12 protein-coding genes, 3 tRNA genes and 1 pseudogene are annotated in these 17,592 nt (G+C 32.6%); 8 read left to right on the forward strand and 8 right to left on the reverse strand.

Annotation, left to right across the window (positions count from 1 at the left end):
- Positions 1–70 precede the first annotated feature (70 nt).
- Both Q0828_RS08710 and Q0828_RS08715 read right to left on the reverse strand, forming a co-directional pair.
- Positions 71–817 carry a C40 family peptidase gene (locus Q0828_RS08710; protein ID WP_298419661.1) on the reverse strand — a complete coding sequence of 249 codons (747 nt, stop codon included), beginning with the start codon at positions 815–817 and terminating at the stop codon, positions 71–73.
- Positions 818–851: 34 nt separating this feature from the next.
- Positions 852–2,030 (reverse strand): acetyl-CoA C-acyltransferase, encoded by a 1,179-nt coding sequence (locus Q0828_RS08715; RefSeq protein WP_298419662.1) that lies wholly within the window; start codon positions 2,028–2,030, stop codon positions 852–854.
- A 131-nt stretch (positions 2,031–2,161) separates the two neighbouring features.
- Between Q0828_RS08715 and Q0828_RS08720 the strand changes: the two genes are divergently transcribed.
- The 4 genes from Q0828_RS08720 (at position 2,162) to Q0828_RS08735 (ending at position 4,739) form a co-directional block, all read left to right on the forward strand.
- Complete coding sequence (locus Q0828_RS08720; protein ID WP_298419664.1) at positions 2,162–4,252, forward strand: HDIG domain-containing metalloprotein; 2,091 nt, start codon at positions 2,162–2,164, stop codon at positions 4,250–4,252.
- A gap of 150 nt (positions 4,253–4,402) precedes the next feature.
- Positions 4,403–4,484, forward strand: a tRNA-Ser gene (locus tag Q0828_RS08725).
- Positions 4,485–4,567: 83 nt separating this feature from the next.
- Positions 4,568–4,642, forward strand: a tRNA-Pro gene (locus tag Q0828_RS08730).
- 23 nt (positions 4,643–4,665) lie between these two features.
- Positions 4,666–4,739, forward strand: a tRNA-Arg gene (locus Q0828_RS08735).
- 234 nt (positions 4,740–4,973) lie between these two features.
- Here Q0828_RS08735 and Q0828_RS08740 read toward each other — a convergent pair.
- Positions 4,974–5,813 (reverse strand): recombinase family protein, encoded by an 840-nt coding sequence (locus tag Q0828_RS08740; RefSeq protein WP_366523582.1) that lies wholly within the window; start codon positions 5,811–5,813, stop codon positions 4,974–4,976.
- A gap of 139 nt (positions 5,814–5,952) precedes the next feature.
- Here Q0828_RS08740 and Q0828_RS24520 point away from each other — a divergent pair.
- Positions 5,953–6,018 (forward strand): annotated as a pseudogene (locus Q0828_RS24520) (hypothetical protein); the annotation flags it as partial.
- Between the two features lie 222 nt (positions 6,019–6,240).
- On the opposite strand, the gene Q0828_RS08745 reads toward Q0828_RS24520, so the two are convergent.
- The 5 genes from Q0828_RS08745 to Q0828_RS08765 are packed head-to-tail and all read right to left on the reverse strand — an operon-like array spanning position 6,241 to position 10,653.
- Positions 6,241–6,417, reverse strand: a complete 177-nt coding sequence (locus Q0828_RS08745; protein WP_298419668.1) for a hypothetical protein — start codon at positions 6,415–6,417, stop codon at positions 6,241–6,243.
- An 11-nt stretch (positions 6,418–6,428) separates the two neighbouring features.
- Positions 6,429–7,523: a DUF5009 domain-containing protein gene (locus Q0828_RS08750; RefSeq protein WP_298419670.1), complete on the reverse strand. Its 1,095-nt coding sequence runs from the start codon at positions 7,521–7,523 to the stop codon at positions 6,429–6,431.
- A 12-nt stretch (positions 7,524–7,535) separates the two neighbouring features.
- On the reverse strand, positions 7,536–8,858 hold the full coding sequence (locus Q0828_RS08755) for a sugar MFS transporter (protein WP_298419672.1): 1,323 nt from the start codon (positions 8,856–8,858) through the stop codon (positions 7,536–7,538).
- A gap of 20 nt (positions 8,859–8,878) precedes the next feature.
- Positions 8,879–9,601, reverse strand: a complete 723-nt coding sequence (locus tag Q0828_RS08760; protein WP_298419674.1) for a LytTR family DNA-binding domain-containing protein — start codon at positions 9,599–9,601, stop codon at positions 8,879–8,881.
- Positions 9,598–10,653: a histidine kinase gene (locus Q0828_RS08765; protein ID WP_298419676.1), complete on the reverse strand. Its 1,056-nt coding sequence runs from the start codon at positions 10,651–10,653 to the stop codon at positions 9,598–9,600. The genes Q0828_RS08760 and Q0828_RS08765 overlap by 4 nt, the downstream gene beginning before the upstream one ends.
- A gap of 222 nt (positions 10,654–10,875) precedes the next feature.
- Between Q0828_RS08765 and Q0828_RS08770 the strand changes: the two genes are divergently transcribed.
- The 3 genes from Q0828_RS08770 to nagB all read left to right on the forward strand — a co-directional run bounded on the left by Q0828_RS08770 (position 10,876) and on the right by nagB (position 17,588).
- Positions 10,876–13,962, forward strand: coding sequence for a SusC/RagA family TonB-linked outer membrane protein (locus Q0828_RS08770; protein WP_298419678.1), 3,087 nt, complete (start codon positions 10,876–10,878; stop codon positions 13,960–13,962).
- Positions 13,963–13,966: 4 nt separating this feature from the next.
- Entirely contained in the window at positions 13,967–15,547 is a 1,581-nt protein-coding gene (locus Q0828_RS08775) for a RagB/SusD family nutrient uptake outer membrane protein (RefSeq protein WP_298419680.1), read from the forward strand.
- A gap of 109 nt (positions 15,548–15,656) precedes the next feature.
- Positions 15,657–17,588, forward strand: coding sequence for a glucosamine-6-phosphate deaminase (nagB, locus tag Q0828_RS08780; protein WP_298419682.1), 1,932 nt, complete (start codon positions 15,657–15,659; stop codon positions 17,586–17,588).
- Positions 17,589–17,592: the final 4 nt, after the last annotated feature.

The following is a 17,592-nucleotide window of genomic DNA, read 5'->3' on the forward strand; positions in this document are numbered from 1 at the left end:
ATAATCGAATAAAAAACCTCGTTAAGTAATTAACGAGGTTTTTTTATATCTAAAATTAAAAATATATTATTTAAATAATCTTCTTAATTACACGTAATCGATGTGTGTGACGATTGGTTTCTACATTAAAAATTCCTGAATGATCAATACGATCAATACGAACTTTTCCATGTGCATGAATGATATAATTATCCTCCATAATGATGCCAACATGAATTATATTTCCTTCTTCATTATCGAAAAAAGCCAAATCACCAGGTTCGCTTTCTTCAATAAAACTTAGTGCTTCACCTTGTGTTGCTTGCTGTGAAGCATCACGTAAAAGCTTATATCCATTCAACTTATACACCATTTGTGTAAAGCCTGAACAATCAATCCCGAAAGGTGTTTTTCCGCCCCATAAATAAGGAGCACCTAAATACATGTATGAAGTCTTTATGATATTTTCCTTCGGAAGTATTCCTGTAACAATGCTTCCATCATATTGATGTGCTAATAGTGACAAAGGATTCAAAACGGCACCAATAGGAATTGGCATCAAATGTTTTTCATCTGTAATAAATTCGACCAAATCGGAAGACAATTTCAATTCTTCTTTATCTTTCTCTTTGTAAATTTCTTCAGAAACTTCTAAATACTGCTTATTATCAATCCAACCTTCATATTTATCATATGCAATGCGAATGCGACTCCATTTTTTTCGTTGTTCCAACACTTTAAAATGTTCTCCATACAACACTTGTGATACAAGTTCACTCATATCACTTGGTTCAGCACGAAGCGGAACAATACTCAGATTGCAAATTCCGTATTGCATGTATTAAATTCGGATGATTTTTAAGTTGAAAATATTAAGCTCTTTCTAAAACTAATGCAGAAGCACCACCACCACCATTACAGATAGCTGCAGCTCCTAACTTAGCATTATTTTGTTCTAAAACATTTAACAAAGTAATCAAGATACGAACTCCTGAGCAACCTAATGGATGTCCTAAAGAAACTGCTCCACCATTTACATTTACTTTATCGTCTGATAAACCTAAAATTTTCATGTTAGCCAATCCAACTACTGAAAATGCTTCATTAAATTCGAAATACTCTACATCATCAATACTAATATTAGCTTTTGCCAATGCTTTTGGAAGTGCTTTTGCAGGCGCAGTTGTAAACCATTTTGGTTCGTGTGCAGCATCTGCATAACTTTTTATAGTAGCCAAAGGTTTTAAACCTAATTCAGCAGCTTTTTCCGCACTCATTAATACCATTGCTCCAGCACCATCATTAATCGTAGAAGCGTTGGCAGCAGTTACAGTACCTTCTTTTGTGAATGCAGGACGTAATGCTGGAATTTTTTCCATTTTTACATTCTTGTATTCTTCATCTTCACTTACAATAACTGGTTCTCCACGTCGTTGAGGTACTTCAACAGGAACAACTTCATTTGCAAATTTTCCTTCTGCCCAAGCTTTTGCTGAACGTTCATATGATTGAATAGCAAAAGCATCTTGATCTTCTCTAGAAAAACTATATTCAGTTGCACAAGCATCTGCACAAACTCCCATAGCTACATTATCATACACATCAACCAAACCATCTTTCTGCATTCCGTCTTCCATCTTTGCAGGTCCAAACTTTGTAGCTTTTCTTGCATGGTAGTAATGTGGAATTAAACTCATGTTCTCCATTCCTCCAGCAACTATAATATCAGCATCACCTAAAGCGATTGCTTGCGAAGCTTGCATTACAGCTTTCATTCCTGAAGCACATACTTTATTAATTGTAGTACATGGAACTGTATCTGGAATTCCAGCAAAAATTGCAGCTTGTCTTGCAGGAGCTTGCCCTGTTCCAGCTTGTACAACATTCCCCATAATTACTTCTTCAACATGTTCTGGAGCCAAGTTTATCTGTGCCAAAGCACCTTTTATGGCAGTTGCTCCTAACTTTGGAGCTGGTATAGTGGATAAAGCGCCTAAAAAACTTCCGATTGGAGTTCTTGCAGCTGCTACAATGACAACTTCTTTACTCATGATATTTGCTTAACGTTTAATTGCTGCGAATTTAATTATTTTTTAGAAGATATCCGTATAAATTATAAATTTAAGCGATAATAAGACTTGCTTAATTTTATTACTTTTGAATATTACCATATATTCGTTTAATGAAGCAGATCATCAATAAGTTATATAAGAACCAATCTTTTGTCTATAAAATCTTTTTATATGTCTTAACTACTTTTTTGGTTGTATATCTTTTTCCGAAAGGAGGAAAGTTTCAATATGAGTTTCAAAAAGGGAAACCTTGGCAGTATGAAACACTTATTGCTCCTTTTGATTTTCCTATCATGAAAAGCCCTGAAGATATAGAAGCAGATAGAGCTGATATTATCGCAAACGCAAAAACATATTACTACTACGATACCAATGTTGTAGAGCGTGTTAAAAAAGATTTTAATGAAGAATTTAACGAGCTTTTTACAAATGATAGTATAGTAGAATCACAAGCATTTTCTATCTTAAAAACAAAAGCAAATCGGTTATTATCTAATTTTTATAGAAATGGTGTGATTGAGACTGCTGATGATTCCAAAATAGACAAGTTAGTTGTATTAACACAAGATAATGTAGAGCGAAATGTTAGCTACAATCGATTTATCAAATTAAATAATCTTCAAAATTACATTACTGAATTTGTACGACGCGAATTGTTAGAAAACTATGAAACACAGTTGTATGGCTTGTTTTTTGATGTTTTAGATCCGAATGTATCCATTAATTCAGAAATTACCAATAGTGTATTGGCAGATCAGTTAAATACAATTGCGCCCACACTAGGAAACATCCAAGAAGGTATCCGGATAATTGCCAAAGGAGAAGTGGTAGAAGGAGAAAAATTGGCGCAGTTAAATTCATTGAAGAAAGAATACGAATCGCAGGTTTGGAATGAATCAAATTACAATTGGATTGTCTTCGGATATACAATATTAGTGGCTTTAGCGTTATTAATGCTATTGTTATTCATTCGAAAATATCGTCCAGATATCTACGAAAATAATAATAAAGTAACATTCATTTTTATGAATATTGTGTTCATGATTGTGTTGACTACGTTGGTTGTAAAATACAATGCAAATTATGTGTATGTGGTGCCATTATGTATTTTGCCACTAATTTTAAAAGCATTTTTTGATGCACGTTTAGGGTTATTTGCACATGTATTAACAGTATTGCTTTTAGGATTTATAGTGCCAAATAGTTCAGAATATATCTTTTTACAAATTATTGCGGGGATAGTTACCATTTTAACGGTTTCTGAGTTGTATAAGCGAGCGAATCTCTTCATTTCTGTCGGTCAGATCACATTAATTTATATCGTAGCGTATTTTGCATTTTATATCACGCATGAAGGTGGAATAAAATTTACCGAAGTATTTAGTAAAAATGAATTGGGCAATGTACATGTAACATGGATTTACTTTATGCAATTTATGTTATGTGGATTGGCAACACTTTTTGTGCAACCGCTAATTTATATATATGAAAAGATTTTTGGACTGGTGTCAGATGTATCTTTGTTAGAATTGTCGGATACAAACTCAAAACTCTTGAAGCGACTTGCTAACGAAGCACCTGGGACTTTTCATCATTCATTACAAGTAGCTAATCTGGCGGAAGCTGCAGCAAGTGAAATAGGCGCAAACACAATGTTGGTTAGAGTAGGTGCGTTGTATCATGATATTGGAAAAATGAACAATCCGACATTCTTTATAGAAAATCAGGCAACTTCTGTAAACCCACATGATGAATTAGCACCAGATGAAAGTGCTACGATGATTATTGATCATGTGTTGGATGGTATAGAAATTGCAAAAAGTAATAAACTACCAGATCGTATTATAGATTTCATTCGAACGCATCATGGAACGTCTACGGTCTATTATTTCTATCAGAAAGCAAAAGAACTCAACGAAGATGTTTCTATTGAAAAATTTCAATATCCAGGACCAATTCCATTTTCAAAAGAAACAGCGATATTGATGATGGCGGATTCGGTTGAAGCTGCTTCGAAAAGTTTAAAAGAACCAACATCACAAAAAATAGATCAATTTGTAGAACGTATCATTGACAAGCAAATGGATGAAATGCAATTCATGAATGCGGACATTACGTTGAAGGAAATTGTAACCATCAAAAAAGTGCTAAAAAAGAAGTTAAACAACATCTATCATTTACGAATTGAATATCCAGAATAAACGATAGTTTGTTGAAAATTAAAATATTGTAAAAAAATATCAAAAAAAAGACTAAAAAAACGCGTAAATAGTTGTTTGATATGAAATGAACTGTTACATTTGCAACCGCAATTTAAGGATTGCGTAAGTTCTTAATTCATAAAGAATATTGGAGAGGTGGCAGAGTGGTAATGCAGCAGCCTGCTAAGCTGTCAACCTTCGGGTTGCCTGGGTTCGAATCCCAGTCTCTCCGCATTTTTTTGAATAATATTAGTATTTCGGCACGTAGTTTCTCAATTTTACTTGAGATAAATTACATTATAAATGTTACACTATCGGGGTGTAGCGTAGCCCGGTTATCGCGCCGCGTTTGGGACGCGGAGGTCGCAGGTTCGAATCCTGCCACCCCGACAATCGAAATACAAAAGAGCAATGGTCGCGTAGCTCAGCTGGATAGAGCATCTGCCTTCTAAGCAGACGGTCACAGGTTCGAATCCTGTCGCGATCACAGGAGCGGACAAATTAACATTTTTGTTTTTTTGTCCGCTTTTATTTTTGTTGAAACTTATTGATAGCGAACATGTTAATTCAAATATTGAATTTGCTCTAGTGGTTCGAACTACATCTTTTTTTCTATCATACGTGATTCCATCGGGGAACATGAGTTTTTGAAACTTTTGCTTTTAATTGTAATTCCCTAATATCCATATATTGTGTAAGTTACAAAGCAAATCTATCGAGTTTAAATGTAAGTTTCAAGGTTCGAACTATCTAAACTATTTTTTTGAATTTCTTGTAGGATTCCCTCTTTTTCATCATTGAATTTCTTTGAGAATTTTTGATATAAGTTCCCATCAATTTCTCCGATTACAAAGCGTTCTTCGATCTTATTGATGTTTTCCTCAATACCTTTCAAACTGTACTTTAAACGCGCTATATTGTCTTCATTTGAAGTATTGAAATATTCAAATGTATATTTTAATTGTATTTTCATTGGCGCTATTAATTTTTCATCTATTTGATAGCTATTTAATATATCAATAAACTTATCATGTAAATCATTTGCATTTTTATTACATGAGCAACCAACAGTTTTACATTTATAATAATAGATATCTTTCTTTTTCACTAAATAACCTGTTAGTGGACTTTTACAAGCTTCACATTTTGTAAATACTTTTAATGGTAAGTTTTCATTTGCCTTATTATTCTGTTTTGGTTTATTATTTTTTGCTTCTTGGATTCCATGTACTTTTAAAAATAATGCTCTTGATACAATCGGTTTGTGTTTTCCATCCACGACTTGATCGTCTAATAAACTATGAGAGATCAATCCACAATACACCACATTACGAAATACATCTGTCAATCGTTGGCGATATATCTTTAGTCCATACGTTTCTAATCGTTTTGCAATCTCAGCATTCGATAAGTTTTCGTTTGCTTTCCACTCAAACGCTTTTCTAACCAAATGCGCTTTATCACTTTGAACAATAATAGGTATGTTCTTTTCGTTTCTAGCATTTTTATAACCAATTGGAGCTGTTCCCATCCAATAACCGTTTAGCAAACGATGACGCATTCCTGTAATGGTTTTACCGCGTCGTTGATCATTATCATACTTGCTAAATAACAAATTCAGATTTTCATAAAAGCGACCTGTTGAAGTTTGTGTATCTGCGAGTGCATTTAAGTCTGGAAAAACAAAACCTAAGTTTGATACTCTTGTTAAGATTGCTGAAGTTCTAAATGTAGATATTAGACAACTATTTAAACCTACAAAGTGAAATTCATTACTCAATGGCTTTGTTGAGTATTAAGATGAAATATACCGTATTTATTCCAAAGAAGATTTAGAGAATTTATTGGCTATTGTTAATAAAGATGCTGAGTAGTTTTTCAAATAAATTTAGTTGTTTAGTAAGAGTTATTCAACTTTCTATTTTACAATACCAAAATCAGTTTCTTCTTCAACATCCATAAAATCACTACAAAGTTCTTTCCATTTTTTACTGTTTTTCCTTTTCATTAAAATTATCAAGCCTTACAGCAACATCTGCAAAATATTTTATCCTACTTTTAATTACCAAATAATCATTAGGACTTATAGATTTTAAATCCTCTTCTGCCAACTCTTTTAAATACTTTAAAACTTTAATTATGTATTTAACAGTTTGTTTTGCCATCTTATTAGTAATCAAACTTTAATAATAATTTTTCTTTTGAATAAAATATATCCAAGAAGGATATAAAATAACACTACAACTAGCGCATATAGTAAAGAAGACATTTCGGCACTGAGAAAAGAATGTACAAATATGTTATTATACAAGTATGAATGTATGTTTTCGTTTTCTCCAACTTTAGTTAAATAAAAGAATTTTGAGATGAAACTTGATAAAAAGTATATGGTAATTGCATTGATGCCAACATATGTAAAGATTGCACCAAATTTTACACGCAATACATCTGTAATGAAATAAATTATTGATAAAATTAAAACTGCCCAACCACTTGTAACTAATACAAAACTACTACTCCAAAGAGCTTTGTTTATAGGAAACCAATAACTGAAAATATATCCAATTAAGAGTAAACCAATCGCTATTATAAAAAGTGTAATTTCTTTTCTGTTTTGATAACTCATCAATACTTTACCGATTAGTATTCCGAATAAACATGTTATAATAGAAGGAATTGTGCTTAAGATACCTTCTGGATCATAATCGGGCTTCCACATGTGCTTTCCTAAAATATTTAAATCGACATAATTAACCCAATTATTTGGTGCTCTATCAAAAGTTGGTAGTGTTCCATCGGGAAAAGGGAAAAAACCTAGAAAAGCCCAATAGATGAGTAATGTAGTTATTGATAGCCCTATGATAACTTTCCAATTACAATGAAGATATAGCATTGCTGAAATACAAAACACGATTCCAATCCGTTGTAAAACGCCTGGTATTCGCATAGTTTCTATATCAGTAATGAATGGAAAATAAGGTAAAAACAGGTTGAGAAATAATCCTAATGCAATAAGTTTTAAACTTCTAATGAAAATCTTATTGTATGTCAAAAACGTTTTTGGTTTGTTTTTATAGGCGAATGCAATAGAAATTCCAACAATAAATAAAAAGAAAGGGAAAATTAGGTCCGTTGGTGTCAAACCATGCCACTCTGCATGTAGCAGAGGAGCATATACATTAGACCATGTTCCAGGTGTATTTACTAGAATCATTGCCACAATGGTAACACCTCTTAAAATATCAACTGAAACTATTCTCTCTTTCTTCATTATAGTAGGAAATTAAGATTTTTTAAGACCTACTTTATGTCCAAAGAAGGCATAGTATAGAATGATTATATAACATGGAAGTAGTATCCAATATCCATGTGATGCGGCTTCTGCTGTGGCTGATATTTCATTTATTCCACTAGAAGTAAGGTGTTCTTTTTTGTTATCAACTAGCACTCCGTATAAAAGTGGAAGAATGGCTCCACCAGAAATTCCCATGATCAATAATGCAGAGGCAGTTTTTGTAAATTTTCCTAATCCTGTTAAGGCTAAAGGCCAAACAGCTGGCCATACTAAAGCATTGGCAAACCCTAAAGCAGCAACAAATAGAACAGAAGTAAATCCGCTCGTAAACACAATAGCAAATGATAATACAATACCTAAAACGGCACTGGCTTTTAAAGCAAATGCTTGACTTATATATTTTGGAATTAAGAAGACTCCTAGTGCATAGGTAAATACCATAGCCATAAGCGTCAATAGTGTAAAGAATTTAGCCTGTTCAGTAGGTATGTCTAAGGCAATACCATAGGCAATAATTGTATCACCAGCAATCACTTCAACTCCAACATACACAAATAATGCTAAAACACCTAACCATAAATGTGGAAATTGAAAGATACTTGTTTTAGATTTTTCGCCATCTTTAGGGGCTTCAATAGGAGCTGCTTCTACATGTGGTAATGGCGCTTTTCTAATTAAGATACCTAATACAACCAACACAATTGCCATAATGATATAAGGCATTACGACGCTATCCGCTGTAGAATTTAATAGTTGATCTTTTTCAACTTCACTAATTGTGGTTAATTTTTCTTTTACATCATCGATTCCAGTTAGTAAAATAGCTCCAAAAATAACAGAACCTAATGCACCAGCTACTTTATTGGCTATTCCCATAATAGCAATTCGTTTAGCACCACTTTCTATAGGTCCTAAAATAGTTATATATGGATTGGAAGCTGTTTGTAATAAAGTCATTCCAATACCTTGAATAAAAATAGCAACTAAAAACATCCAGTATGTTCTTGCGCCAGCAGCAGGAACAAAAATCAAAGCTCCAACTGCCATGACTATTAACCCAAGTGACATTCCACTTTTAAATCCTATCTTTTTTATAATATAAGAAGCTGGTAAAGCCATCACAACAAATGAAATGTAAGAGGCAGAAGCAACCAAATATGACTGTGTATCGGTTAACTCATTAATGGTTTTCATATAAGGAATCAATGCTCCATTAATCCAGGTTACAAAGCCAAAAATAAAGAATAAGCCTGCAATTATTATGATTGGAACTAGAGTAGATTTTTTTAATGTATCGTTAGTTGTTGACATTCTAATAAGTTAGTAGTTAATTAATTTTTAGTATCATCATTAATGTTGAAAATACGTTGTTTGGTAATTTTAAGATAGTTTCTACCTATTGGAATTTTCTTGTTTAAAATTTCAACAGTATTGCCTTCTAAAGCGCTTATTTTATTAATGGAAATTGTATAAGATCGATGTATTCTTAAGAAACTCGATTGTGGTAATTCTTCAGTAATTGCTGAAAGTGATTTATGAACAACATAATCGCCAAGTGTAGTATTGACTTTGATATAATCTTTAAGGCTTTCTATAAATAGAATATCACTGAAATTGACTTTTACTAACTTCTTGTTAACCTTTAAAAAAATATGTGGTTCCTGTTGCAACCCTACATCTGTAGTAGCATTGTTCATGTACACTTGTTGATATATTTTATTAATTGTTTTGAGAAACCTATCAAATGGAATTGGCTTCACTAAATAATCTAATACATTTAGTTCGAAGCTTTTTACAGCATACTCACGATACGCAGTAGTAATAATGATTAATGGTTTATAACTCAAGTTTTCTATAAACTTAAAACCAGTCATTTGAGGCATATTAATATCTAAAAAAATCACATCTATTTTTTCCTGTTCTAAAACAGGATATGCCTTTAGCGGATTGTTAAAGGTGGCTACGATTTCAACATGGTCAAAACTCTTTAAATGATTTTCTATCACCTGAATCGCCAAGTGTTCATCATCTATTATAACGCACTTAATTTTCATAATACTGGGATCTTTAAAAATAAATTATATGTGTTATCTTGTATCTTAGTGTTTAAAACAAAATCATTGTCATACAACAACGTTAACCTTCTTTTAGAATTCATAATTCCAATACCATGATTTTTTTCTTGATCCGTATCGTTGGAATTAAAGTTATTTGCGAGCTTAAATTCTAAATAATTGTCTTTGGTAATTTCAAAACAGATATTAATATTGATTTTATCAACTCCTTTTAAGCCATGCTTAAAACAGTTTTCTACAAATGATAAGAATAATAATGGAGGAATTTCAACATCATCTATATTTCCTGTGATATTCATATCAGATTCTATCCGATCGTTAAATCGCATTTTTTCTATATCGATGTAATTATTGATATGATTTATTTCTTTTAGCAAACCTACTTTTGTGCCTTTTACTTCGTACAAAGCATATTGCATCATATCTGATAACTTCAAAATTACTCTAGGAGTATCTTCTGATTTGTCAATAGCCAAAGCGTATAAACTATTCAAAGTATTAAAGAAAAAGTGTGGTTGGATTTGAGATTTTAAAAGGTTCAACTCTGTTCTCATTTGAACTTCTTTTAATCGTTCTGTTCTTTTTCGCTCAAAAATCCAATCAGAAGTCAACTTTAACATAGTAACAAGTGCCACATCATAAATCCCAATCATGAATACAACGATAATATGATTAAAAGAATACGCTTTCTGTGGTGTGTCAGATTCGGGCCAAACATTTTCGTTAATTAGTGCATAAATCAACTCGGTTCGTACCACATAAAAAATACTAAGCGTTAGAAAAAAGTACACTATATAACTCGCATACTTTTTATTTAAAATGAACTTAGGAAACAAAAAGTAGATATTAACATATACTAATACTGCTCCAATAGAAACGGTTAGTAAGTTTGATTTAAAGGAATACCAATAATCCTGATAATAGCTTCCCCATCTAATAAAGTTAAGCATGAAGTATCCTACCCAGAAAGCAATGTGATATTTTCGAGGTATGGTATGATTTGAACCTTCTTTAAGAATAGATTTAAGCACGTTTCTAAAAGTTTTTAATAAAAAATTACTTAGTTTTATATAGCAATTTTAACGATATAATAATTAATTAACAATAAAATTGATTATTCTTTATTTTTAAAAAATCGTTAGTCTTCAGTTCATTGTCGTCTGTGTGTAAAATAATGTTGTTTATATATTTTTTTTCCAAATAAATTTTGATTGAAATACTTTGGTATCATAAAATTGTAAATAACCAACATTATGAAACAAAATTTACGAGTGTTATTTTTGTTTTCTTTTTTCCTATTATTCGCGCAAAACTCTTTTGCTCAGGAACGAGAAATTAAAGGTACAGTAACTTCAAAAACAGATAATCTACCTATTCCTAGTGTAAATATATCAGTAGAAGGAACCACAAAAGGAGCACAAACAGATTTCGATGGAAATTATTCTATCAAAGCGTCTCCTGGAGATGTATTGACATTTTCATTTATAGGAATGACTACTAAACAAGTAACAGTAGGAGATTCAAATGTCATAAACGTTCAACTTGAAGATAATCTAGAGGCATTAGATGCAGTTATTGTAACAGCTCTTGGTATTAAAAAAGAGAGAAAAACTCTTACGTACGCTGCTCAAGATGTAAAAGGAGATGATTTAACGAGAGTTAAACAAACAAATCCTATTAATAGCTTATCGGGAAAATCAGCAGGATTAACCATTTCGAGAAGTTCTTCAGGTGTAGGAGGATCTACTAAAGTTGTATTAAGAGGTAATTCTTCTACAACAAATAACGATCCTTTATATGTAATTGATGGAGTTCCAATGCTAAACAATGGTAACGGAGCACAGCCTGGAGGTGATATCTTTGGAAGTCAAACAGGAAATAGAGATGGAGGAGATATTACTTCATTAATAAATCCGGATGACGTAGAAAGTATTTCGATATTAAAAGGAGCTTCAGCAGCTGCCTTATATGGTAGTCAAGGAGCTAATGGTGTTATCCTTATTACTACAAAAACAGGAAAAGATGGAAAGGTTAAAGTAAATTTTAGCTCAACACTAACTGTTGATAATGTTATTTCATTACCAGAATTGCAAACAGAATATCAATCATTATCTGTAGGGCAACCAATAGCAGAAAATGGTAGAGTTACCGACCCTAAATCTTGGGGAGCAAGAACTGGTGGACTTTCAAATACTGTTGATGACTTTTTTGATACAGGAATCACTTCTATACAATCTATATCCTTAAGCGCAGGAAACAAAAAGGCGCAAACGTATTTTTCATTTGCAAATACAAATGCTAGTGGCGTAATGCCTGGAAATAGATTTAACAGAAACGTACTTAACTTACGTGAAACGGCAAGTTTCTTAGATGATAAAATTCAGGTTTCAGCTAATATTAACTTATCTGATCAAAGAATTTGGAATAGACCAACTAACGGATTATACTCAAACCCTTTAACAGGTTTATATTTAAATCCAGTAGGAGTTGATTTAAACAACTACAAAAATCAATTTGAATATTTCAACACAGCTACCAACATGATGGATCAATATGCGACTTCATTTGATGAGAATATTCAGCAAAACCCATATTGGTTAATTCATCGTAACCCTAGTAAAGATATTGCACAAAGAGTGTTAGCTAGTGTGAGTATTAAATATCAAATAAATGATAATTTCTCATTACAATCTAGAGGAAGTTTTGATAAATCATTCTTTACATTCGATAAAAGATTGTATGCAGGTAGTGATTTAACTTTTGTTCCAGACACAGGAAGATATATTCTTGAAAAAACAGAAAACACACAGCAATATGTTGATTTAATTGCTAACTATACGAAGAAGTTTTCAGAAGATTTTGATTTTGGAGTGACTTTCGGAACAAGTCTTACTAAATATTCTATCGGTGATAGAGTAACGTTAGACTCAGGAACAAATGGTGGGTTAAGATTTCCAAATGAATTTACGATTGCAAACTTTGTACAAACGAATAACATATCGCAAAGTGTAACCAATAGAGAAGTACAATCTATTTTTGGAACAGCTAATCTAGGATATAAAGACATGGTATACGTAGATGTAACAGGAAGAACAGACTGGTCTTCAACATTAGTAAATACGGCATCAAGTTCTTTCTTTTATCCTTCAGTTGGTGTAACTGGTATTTTATCAAATATGTTTGAAATGCCAGAATCTATTTCTTTTGCAAAAATTAGAGCTTCCTATGCAGAAGTTGGTAAAGATATTCCAGCGTATGCAACAGTTCCTTTAAGAACTATTAGTAATACAGGATCTGCTGATCAAGCAACATTTGCTCCTAGAGAAGGTGAAACACTTGAACCAGAAAATCAAAAATCTTTTGAAATTGGTACGGAGTGGAGATTTTTAGGAAACAGATTAGGAGTAGATTTCACATACTATAGTTCTACTACAGAAAATCAAATATTCTTTATTGCTGCACAACCAAATATTCAAGGATATACACAAAATATAGTAAATGCTGGTAAGATTACGAATAAAGGTGTTGAATTAGTCATTAATGCAAAACCATACGTAAGTGATAATTTTAATTGGAATACAACCTTAAATTATGCTTCAAACAAAAACAAAGTAGTATCAGTGCATCCATCACTTGATAATGGAGAAGCTATCATTACTGGTCCTGGAGTAAATGGATATGGATATTCTTTAATTGAAGGAGAAGACTTTGGTAGTATTCGTGGTCGCTCAGTAGTTAGAAATGCTAATGGTTTACCTGTAGTTACTGATGATGGTAGTGGTAACTTAACAATTGAGGCTACTGAATTTGAAACTATTGCACATGCACAACCAGATTTTACATTAGGATGGAGCAACACTTTTACATACAAGGATTTCACATTAAACTTCTTAATCGATGGTAAGTTTGGTGGAGATGTAGTAAGTGTTACAGAAGCTGTAAATGATTTTTACGGAGTATCACAAGCTTCTGCTGATGCAAGAAACAATAATGGAGGTATGATAAACGTAGTTGACACTAATGGAAATGCACTTCAAATGACAGCACAAGATTATTATACAAAAACAGGAGGTAGAGCAGGACTATTAGGAGAATATGTATACGATGCAACAAATATTAATTTAAGAGAATTATCTTTAAGTTATAGATTGCCTGTAAAGAATGATTTCATTGAATCTATAAACCTATCTGTAATTGCAAACAACCTTTTCTTTATATACAAAGATGCTCCATTTGATCCAAATATTGCTTCAAGTACTGGAATAGGATTACAAGGTGTTGATATATATGGTCAACCTTCAACAAGAAGCATAGGTTTAAACGTTAATGTAAATTTCTAAGAAAATGAAGAAAATATTTATAAAATACTCACTAGCTTTTTTAGCGGTAATGAGTTTATCAAATTGTACTGATGACTTTCAAGACATCAATACAGATCCAAATGGGATAACTGAAGAAAGTTTAACCCAAATGAACAATAACGTAGGAAACGAATTTCAGCCTATGTTTTTAAATGTGTTTAATGCAACTCCGGCATGGAACTATCAATTACAACAAGGTCTTATAGGAGATGTATACTCTGGTTATATGACACCACCAACACCTTTTGCTGGAAATGTAAACAACATGACGTATGCATTAGTAGATGGATGGAATGGTTTTCCTTGGTCAGATGCTTATGAAAATGTGATGCCGCAAACCTTAAACATTAAAAATGCTGTAGAATTATCAGGAGATGCTAATGCTATAAAATTTGTACACTTAGCAAACATTATAAAAGTTACAGCAATGCATCGTGTGTCTGATATTTATGGACCAATACGTTATACTAAATTTGACGATTTTGCAACAACGGGAGAATATGATTCTCAAGAAGTAGCGTATCAAGCATTCTTTGATGACTTAGGAGCTGCTATTGATGGATTAGAAGCTTATATCGGTGATGTTCAATTTGTTCCTTTTGACAAATCTACACTAGCTGGTGATATTGCAAAATGGAGACAATTTGCGAATAGTATGCGTTTGCGAATAGCAATGCGTATTTCGAAAGTAAATCCAGCATTAGCAAAAACACAAGGAGAATTATCTTTGGCTAGTAATGCAGGATTATTAGAAACAGAAGACATGGTTGTCAATACTGGTTTCCCACATCCTATTACTGTTATTAGCGGTTCTTGGGGAGATATCAGAATGGGAGCAGAAATGGAATCTATTTTAACAGGATATAATGATGGAAGAATAGAAACATATTTCAATCCTTCTGCTGATGCATCCTTAGCTGGTGATTACAAAGGAATTCGAATGGGAATAGATATTGAATCAAAAGCACAATACCTTGATCATGCTTCTATAGGAAGCGTTATAGATGGCGAAACTATTACTTGGATGACTGCATCTGAAGTTCATTTCTTAAAAGCTGAAGCAGCATTAAGAGGTTGGGCTGGTGCAGGAAGCGCACAAGCAAACTATGAGGCTGGTGTAACGGCTTCATTTACACAACACGGTGCTTCTGGTGTTTCAGATTATTTAGCTGACAATACAAGTACTCCTAATGATTTTGTAGATGCACTATTTCCAGTGAATGATATTCCTTACGGTAGTGATGTTAAGATAGCATATAATCCAGGTGGTACTAATGAAGAACAATTAGAACAAATTATTACTCAAAAATGGATTGCAATGTTTCCTGATGGGCAAGAAGCTTGGAGTGAATTTAGAAGAACAGGATACCCAAGAATTTTCCCAGTTGTTGTAAATAATAGTGGTGGAACCATAGATACAAATATTCAAATCAGAAGAATCAATTTTGTTCAAAATGAACTAAATACTAATAGTGCAAATGTACAAACCGCAGTGGGACTTTTAAATGGTCCTGATAATGGTGGAACACGTTTATGGTGGGATACTGGCGGACCAAATTTTTAAAGTAACGCTCTCATATATTTCATGTTTAATTAGTTTATTACAACGAGAACTTCGGTTCTCGTTGTATAACCCTACACGTTAATTTCAAAAAAAAAGAAAGGCTATACTAATGGAAGTAGATTTCGAAAATTATAAAAACATTTCGTATACCAAAGCGGGAAAGTTTGAAGAAACACGTTTCGAAAAAATACACAATGTTATTTTTGAAACTTCAAATGAAGCATCTATTCTTGTTGCGCAAGAAATTGCTTCTTTGATCAGAGAAAAAGAACTCTTAAATAAACCATGTGTTTTAGGGTTGGCTACAGGTTCTTCACCAATAAAAGTATATGAAGAACTAGTGCGAATGCACAAAGAAGAAGGCTTAAGTTTTGCAAATGTAATCACATTTAACCTTGACGAATATTATCCAATGGATAAAAGTAATATTCAAAGCTATTATTACTTTATGCACGAACACCTTTTTAATCATGTAGATATCTTACCTGAAAATGTTAATATCCCAAATGGAAAAGTAAGTGCCGAAGATATATATCAATATTGTATTGATTATGAATTAAAAATTAAAGATGTTGGCGGATTAGATTTTCAATTGCTGGGAATTGGTAGAACAGGACATATCGGATTCAACGAACCAGGTTCACATTTAAATTCTGGTACACGCATCATTACACTAGATCATATAACACGTGTAGATGCCGCACCTTCTTTTTTAGGGATTGACAATGTTCCAAGAAAGGCAATAACTATGGGGATTGGAACTGTACTAAGCGCCAAAAGAATTATCCTATTAGCTTGGGGAATTAACAAAAGTGACATTGTAAAAGAAACAATAGAAGGCCAAATAAGCGCTAATGTTCCTGCAACATACTTACAACAACATCAAAACACAACATTTATTCTAGACAAAGAAGCTTCTGCCGAATTAACACGTGTAAAAACACCTTGGTTAGTAACTTCATGTGTTTGGACAGAAGATTTAAAACTCAAAGCTGTTGTTTGGCTAAGCGAATTGCTTGAAAAACCTTTTCTAAAACTAACAGACAAAGATTATAACGATAATGGAATGTCTGGGCTTTTAACAGAAGAAGGTTCTGCGTATGATATGAACATCAAAATGTTCAATAAACTACAACATACCATTACTGGTTGGCCGGGAGGAAAACCAAATGCTGACGATTCTAATAGACCTGAACGTGCATTTCCTGCCAAAAAAAGAATCATCATTTTTAGTCCACATCCAGATGATGACGTAATTTCTATGGGCGGAACATTTGATCGATTGGTAGAACAAGGACATGATGTTCATGTTGCTTACCAAACTTCAGGAAATATTGCAGTATCAGATGAAGAAGCACTAAAATTTGCAGAAATCACTAAAAGTTTAGAACCTAGTTCATTAAGTGTAAACGGGATTATTAACTTTTTAAAAAATAAAAAAGATAATGATCTGATAGACTCGTTAGATGTAAGAAAACTAAAAGGAGCTATTCGAAAAAGTGAATCACTTGCTGCTACAAGATATGTAGGCTTAAAAGATGAAAATGTACATTTTTTAAACCTTCCATTTTATGAAACGGGAACCATTAAAAAAGGAAACCTTTCACCTGTTGACATTCAAATTATGAAAGATATAATTGATGAAATAAAACCACATCAAATATATGCTGCAGGAGATTTAGCCGATCCGCATGGAACGCATAAAGTATGTTTAGATTCACTATTTATAGCGCTAGAAGAACTAAAAACAAATGATTACATGGATGATTGCTGGGTTTGGTTATATCGTGGTGCTTGGCACGAATGGGAATCGTATGAAATAGAAATGGCAGTACCCATGAGTCCAGATCAAATACTAAAAAAACGTCATGCAATATTTTATCATCAATCACAAAAAGATGGTGTAATGTTTCAAGGTGGAGATTCTAGAGAATTTTGGGTAAGAGCTGAAGATAGAAACAGACTTACGGCAAAAAAATACAATGATTTAGGCTTAGCAGATTATGCTGCTATTGAAGCTTTTAAACGTTATCACTTTTAAAAAA

Source organism: uncultured Kordia sp., from assembly GCF_947496985.1.
Classification (GTDB): Bacteria; Bacteroidota; Bacteroidia; order Flavobacteriales; family Flavobacteriaceae; genus Kordia.

What these genes read in the sequence shown, in the direction of transcription:
- Q0828_RS08710 (WP_298419661.1), bottom strand. Translation starts at nt 817, where the DNA reads ATGCAATACGGAATTTGCAATCTGAGTATTGTTCCGCTTCGTGCTGAA.
- Q0828_RS08715 (WP_298419662.1), bottom strand. Translation starts at nt 2,030, where the DNA reads ATGAGTAAAGAAGTTGTCATTGTAGCAGCTGCAAGAACTCCAATCGGA.
- Q0828_RS08720 (WP_298419664.1), top strand. Translation starts at nt 2,162, where the DNA reads ATGAAGCAGATCATCAATAAGTTATATAAGAACCAATCTTTTGTCTAT.
- Q0828_RS08740 (WP_366523582.1), bottom strand. Translation starts at nt 5,813, where the DNA reads ATGCGTCATCGTTTGCTAAACGGTTATTGGATGGGAACAGCTCCAATT.
- Q0828_RS08745 (WP_298419668.1), bottom strand. Translation starts at nt 6,417, where the DNA reads ATGGCAAAACAAACTGTTAAATACATAATTAAAGTTTTAAAGTATTTA.
- Q0828_RS08750 (WP_298419670.1), bottom strand. Translation starts at nt 7,523, where the DNA reads ATGAAGAAAGAGAGAATAGTTTCAGTTGATATTTTAAGAGGTGTTACC.
- Q0828_RS08755 (WP_298419672.1), bottom strand. Translation starts at nt 8,858, where the DNA reads ATGTCAACAACTAACGATACATTAAAAAAATCTACTCTAGTTCCAATC.
- Q0828_RS08760 (WP_298419674.1), bottom strand. Translation starts at nt 9,601, where the DNA reads ATGAAAATTAAGTGCGTTATAATAGATGATGAACACTTGGCGATTCAG.
- Q0828_RS08770 (WP_298419678.1), top strand. Translation starts at nt 10,876, where the DNA reads ATGAAACAAAATTTACGAGTGTTATTTTTGTTTTCTTTTTTCCTATTA.
- Q0828_RS08775 (WP_298419680.1), top strand. Translation starts at nt 13,967, where the DNA reads ATGAAGAAAATATTTATAAAATACTCACTAGCTTTTTTAGCGGTAATG.
- nagB (WP_298419682.1), top strand. Translation starts at nt 15,657, where the DNA reads ATGGAAGTAGATTTCGAAAATTATAAAAACATTTCGTATACCAAAGCG.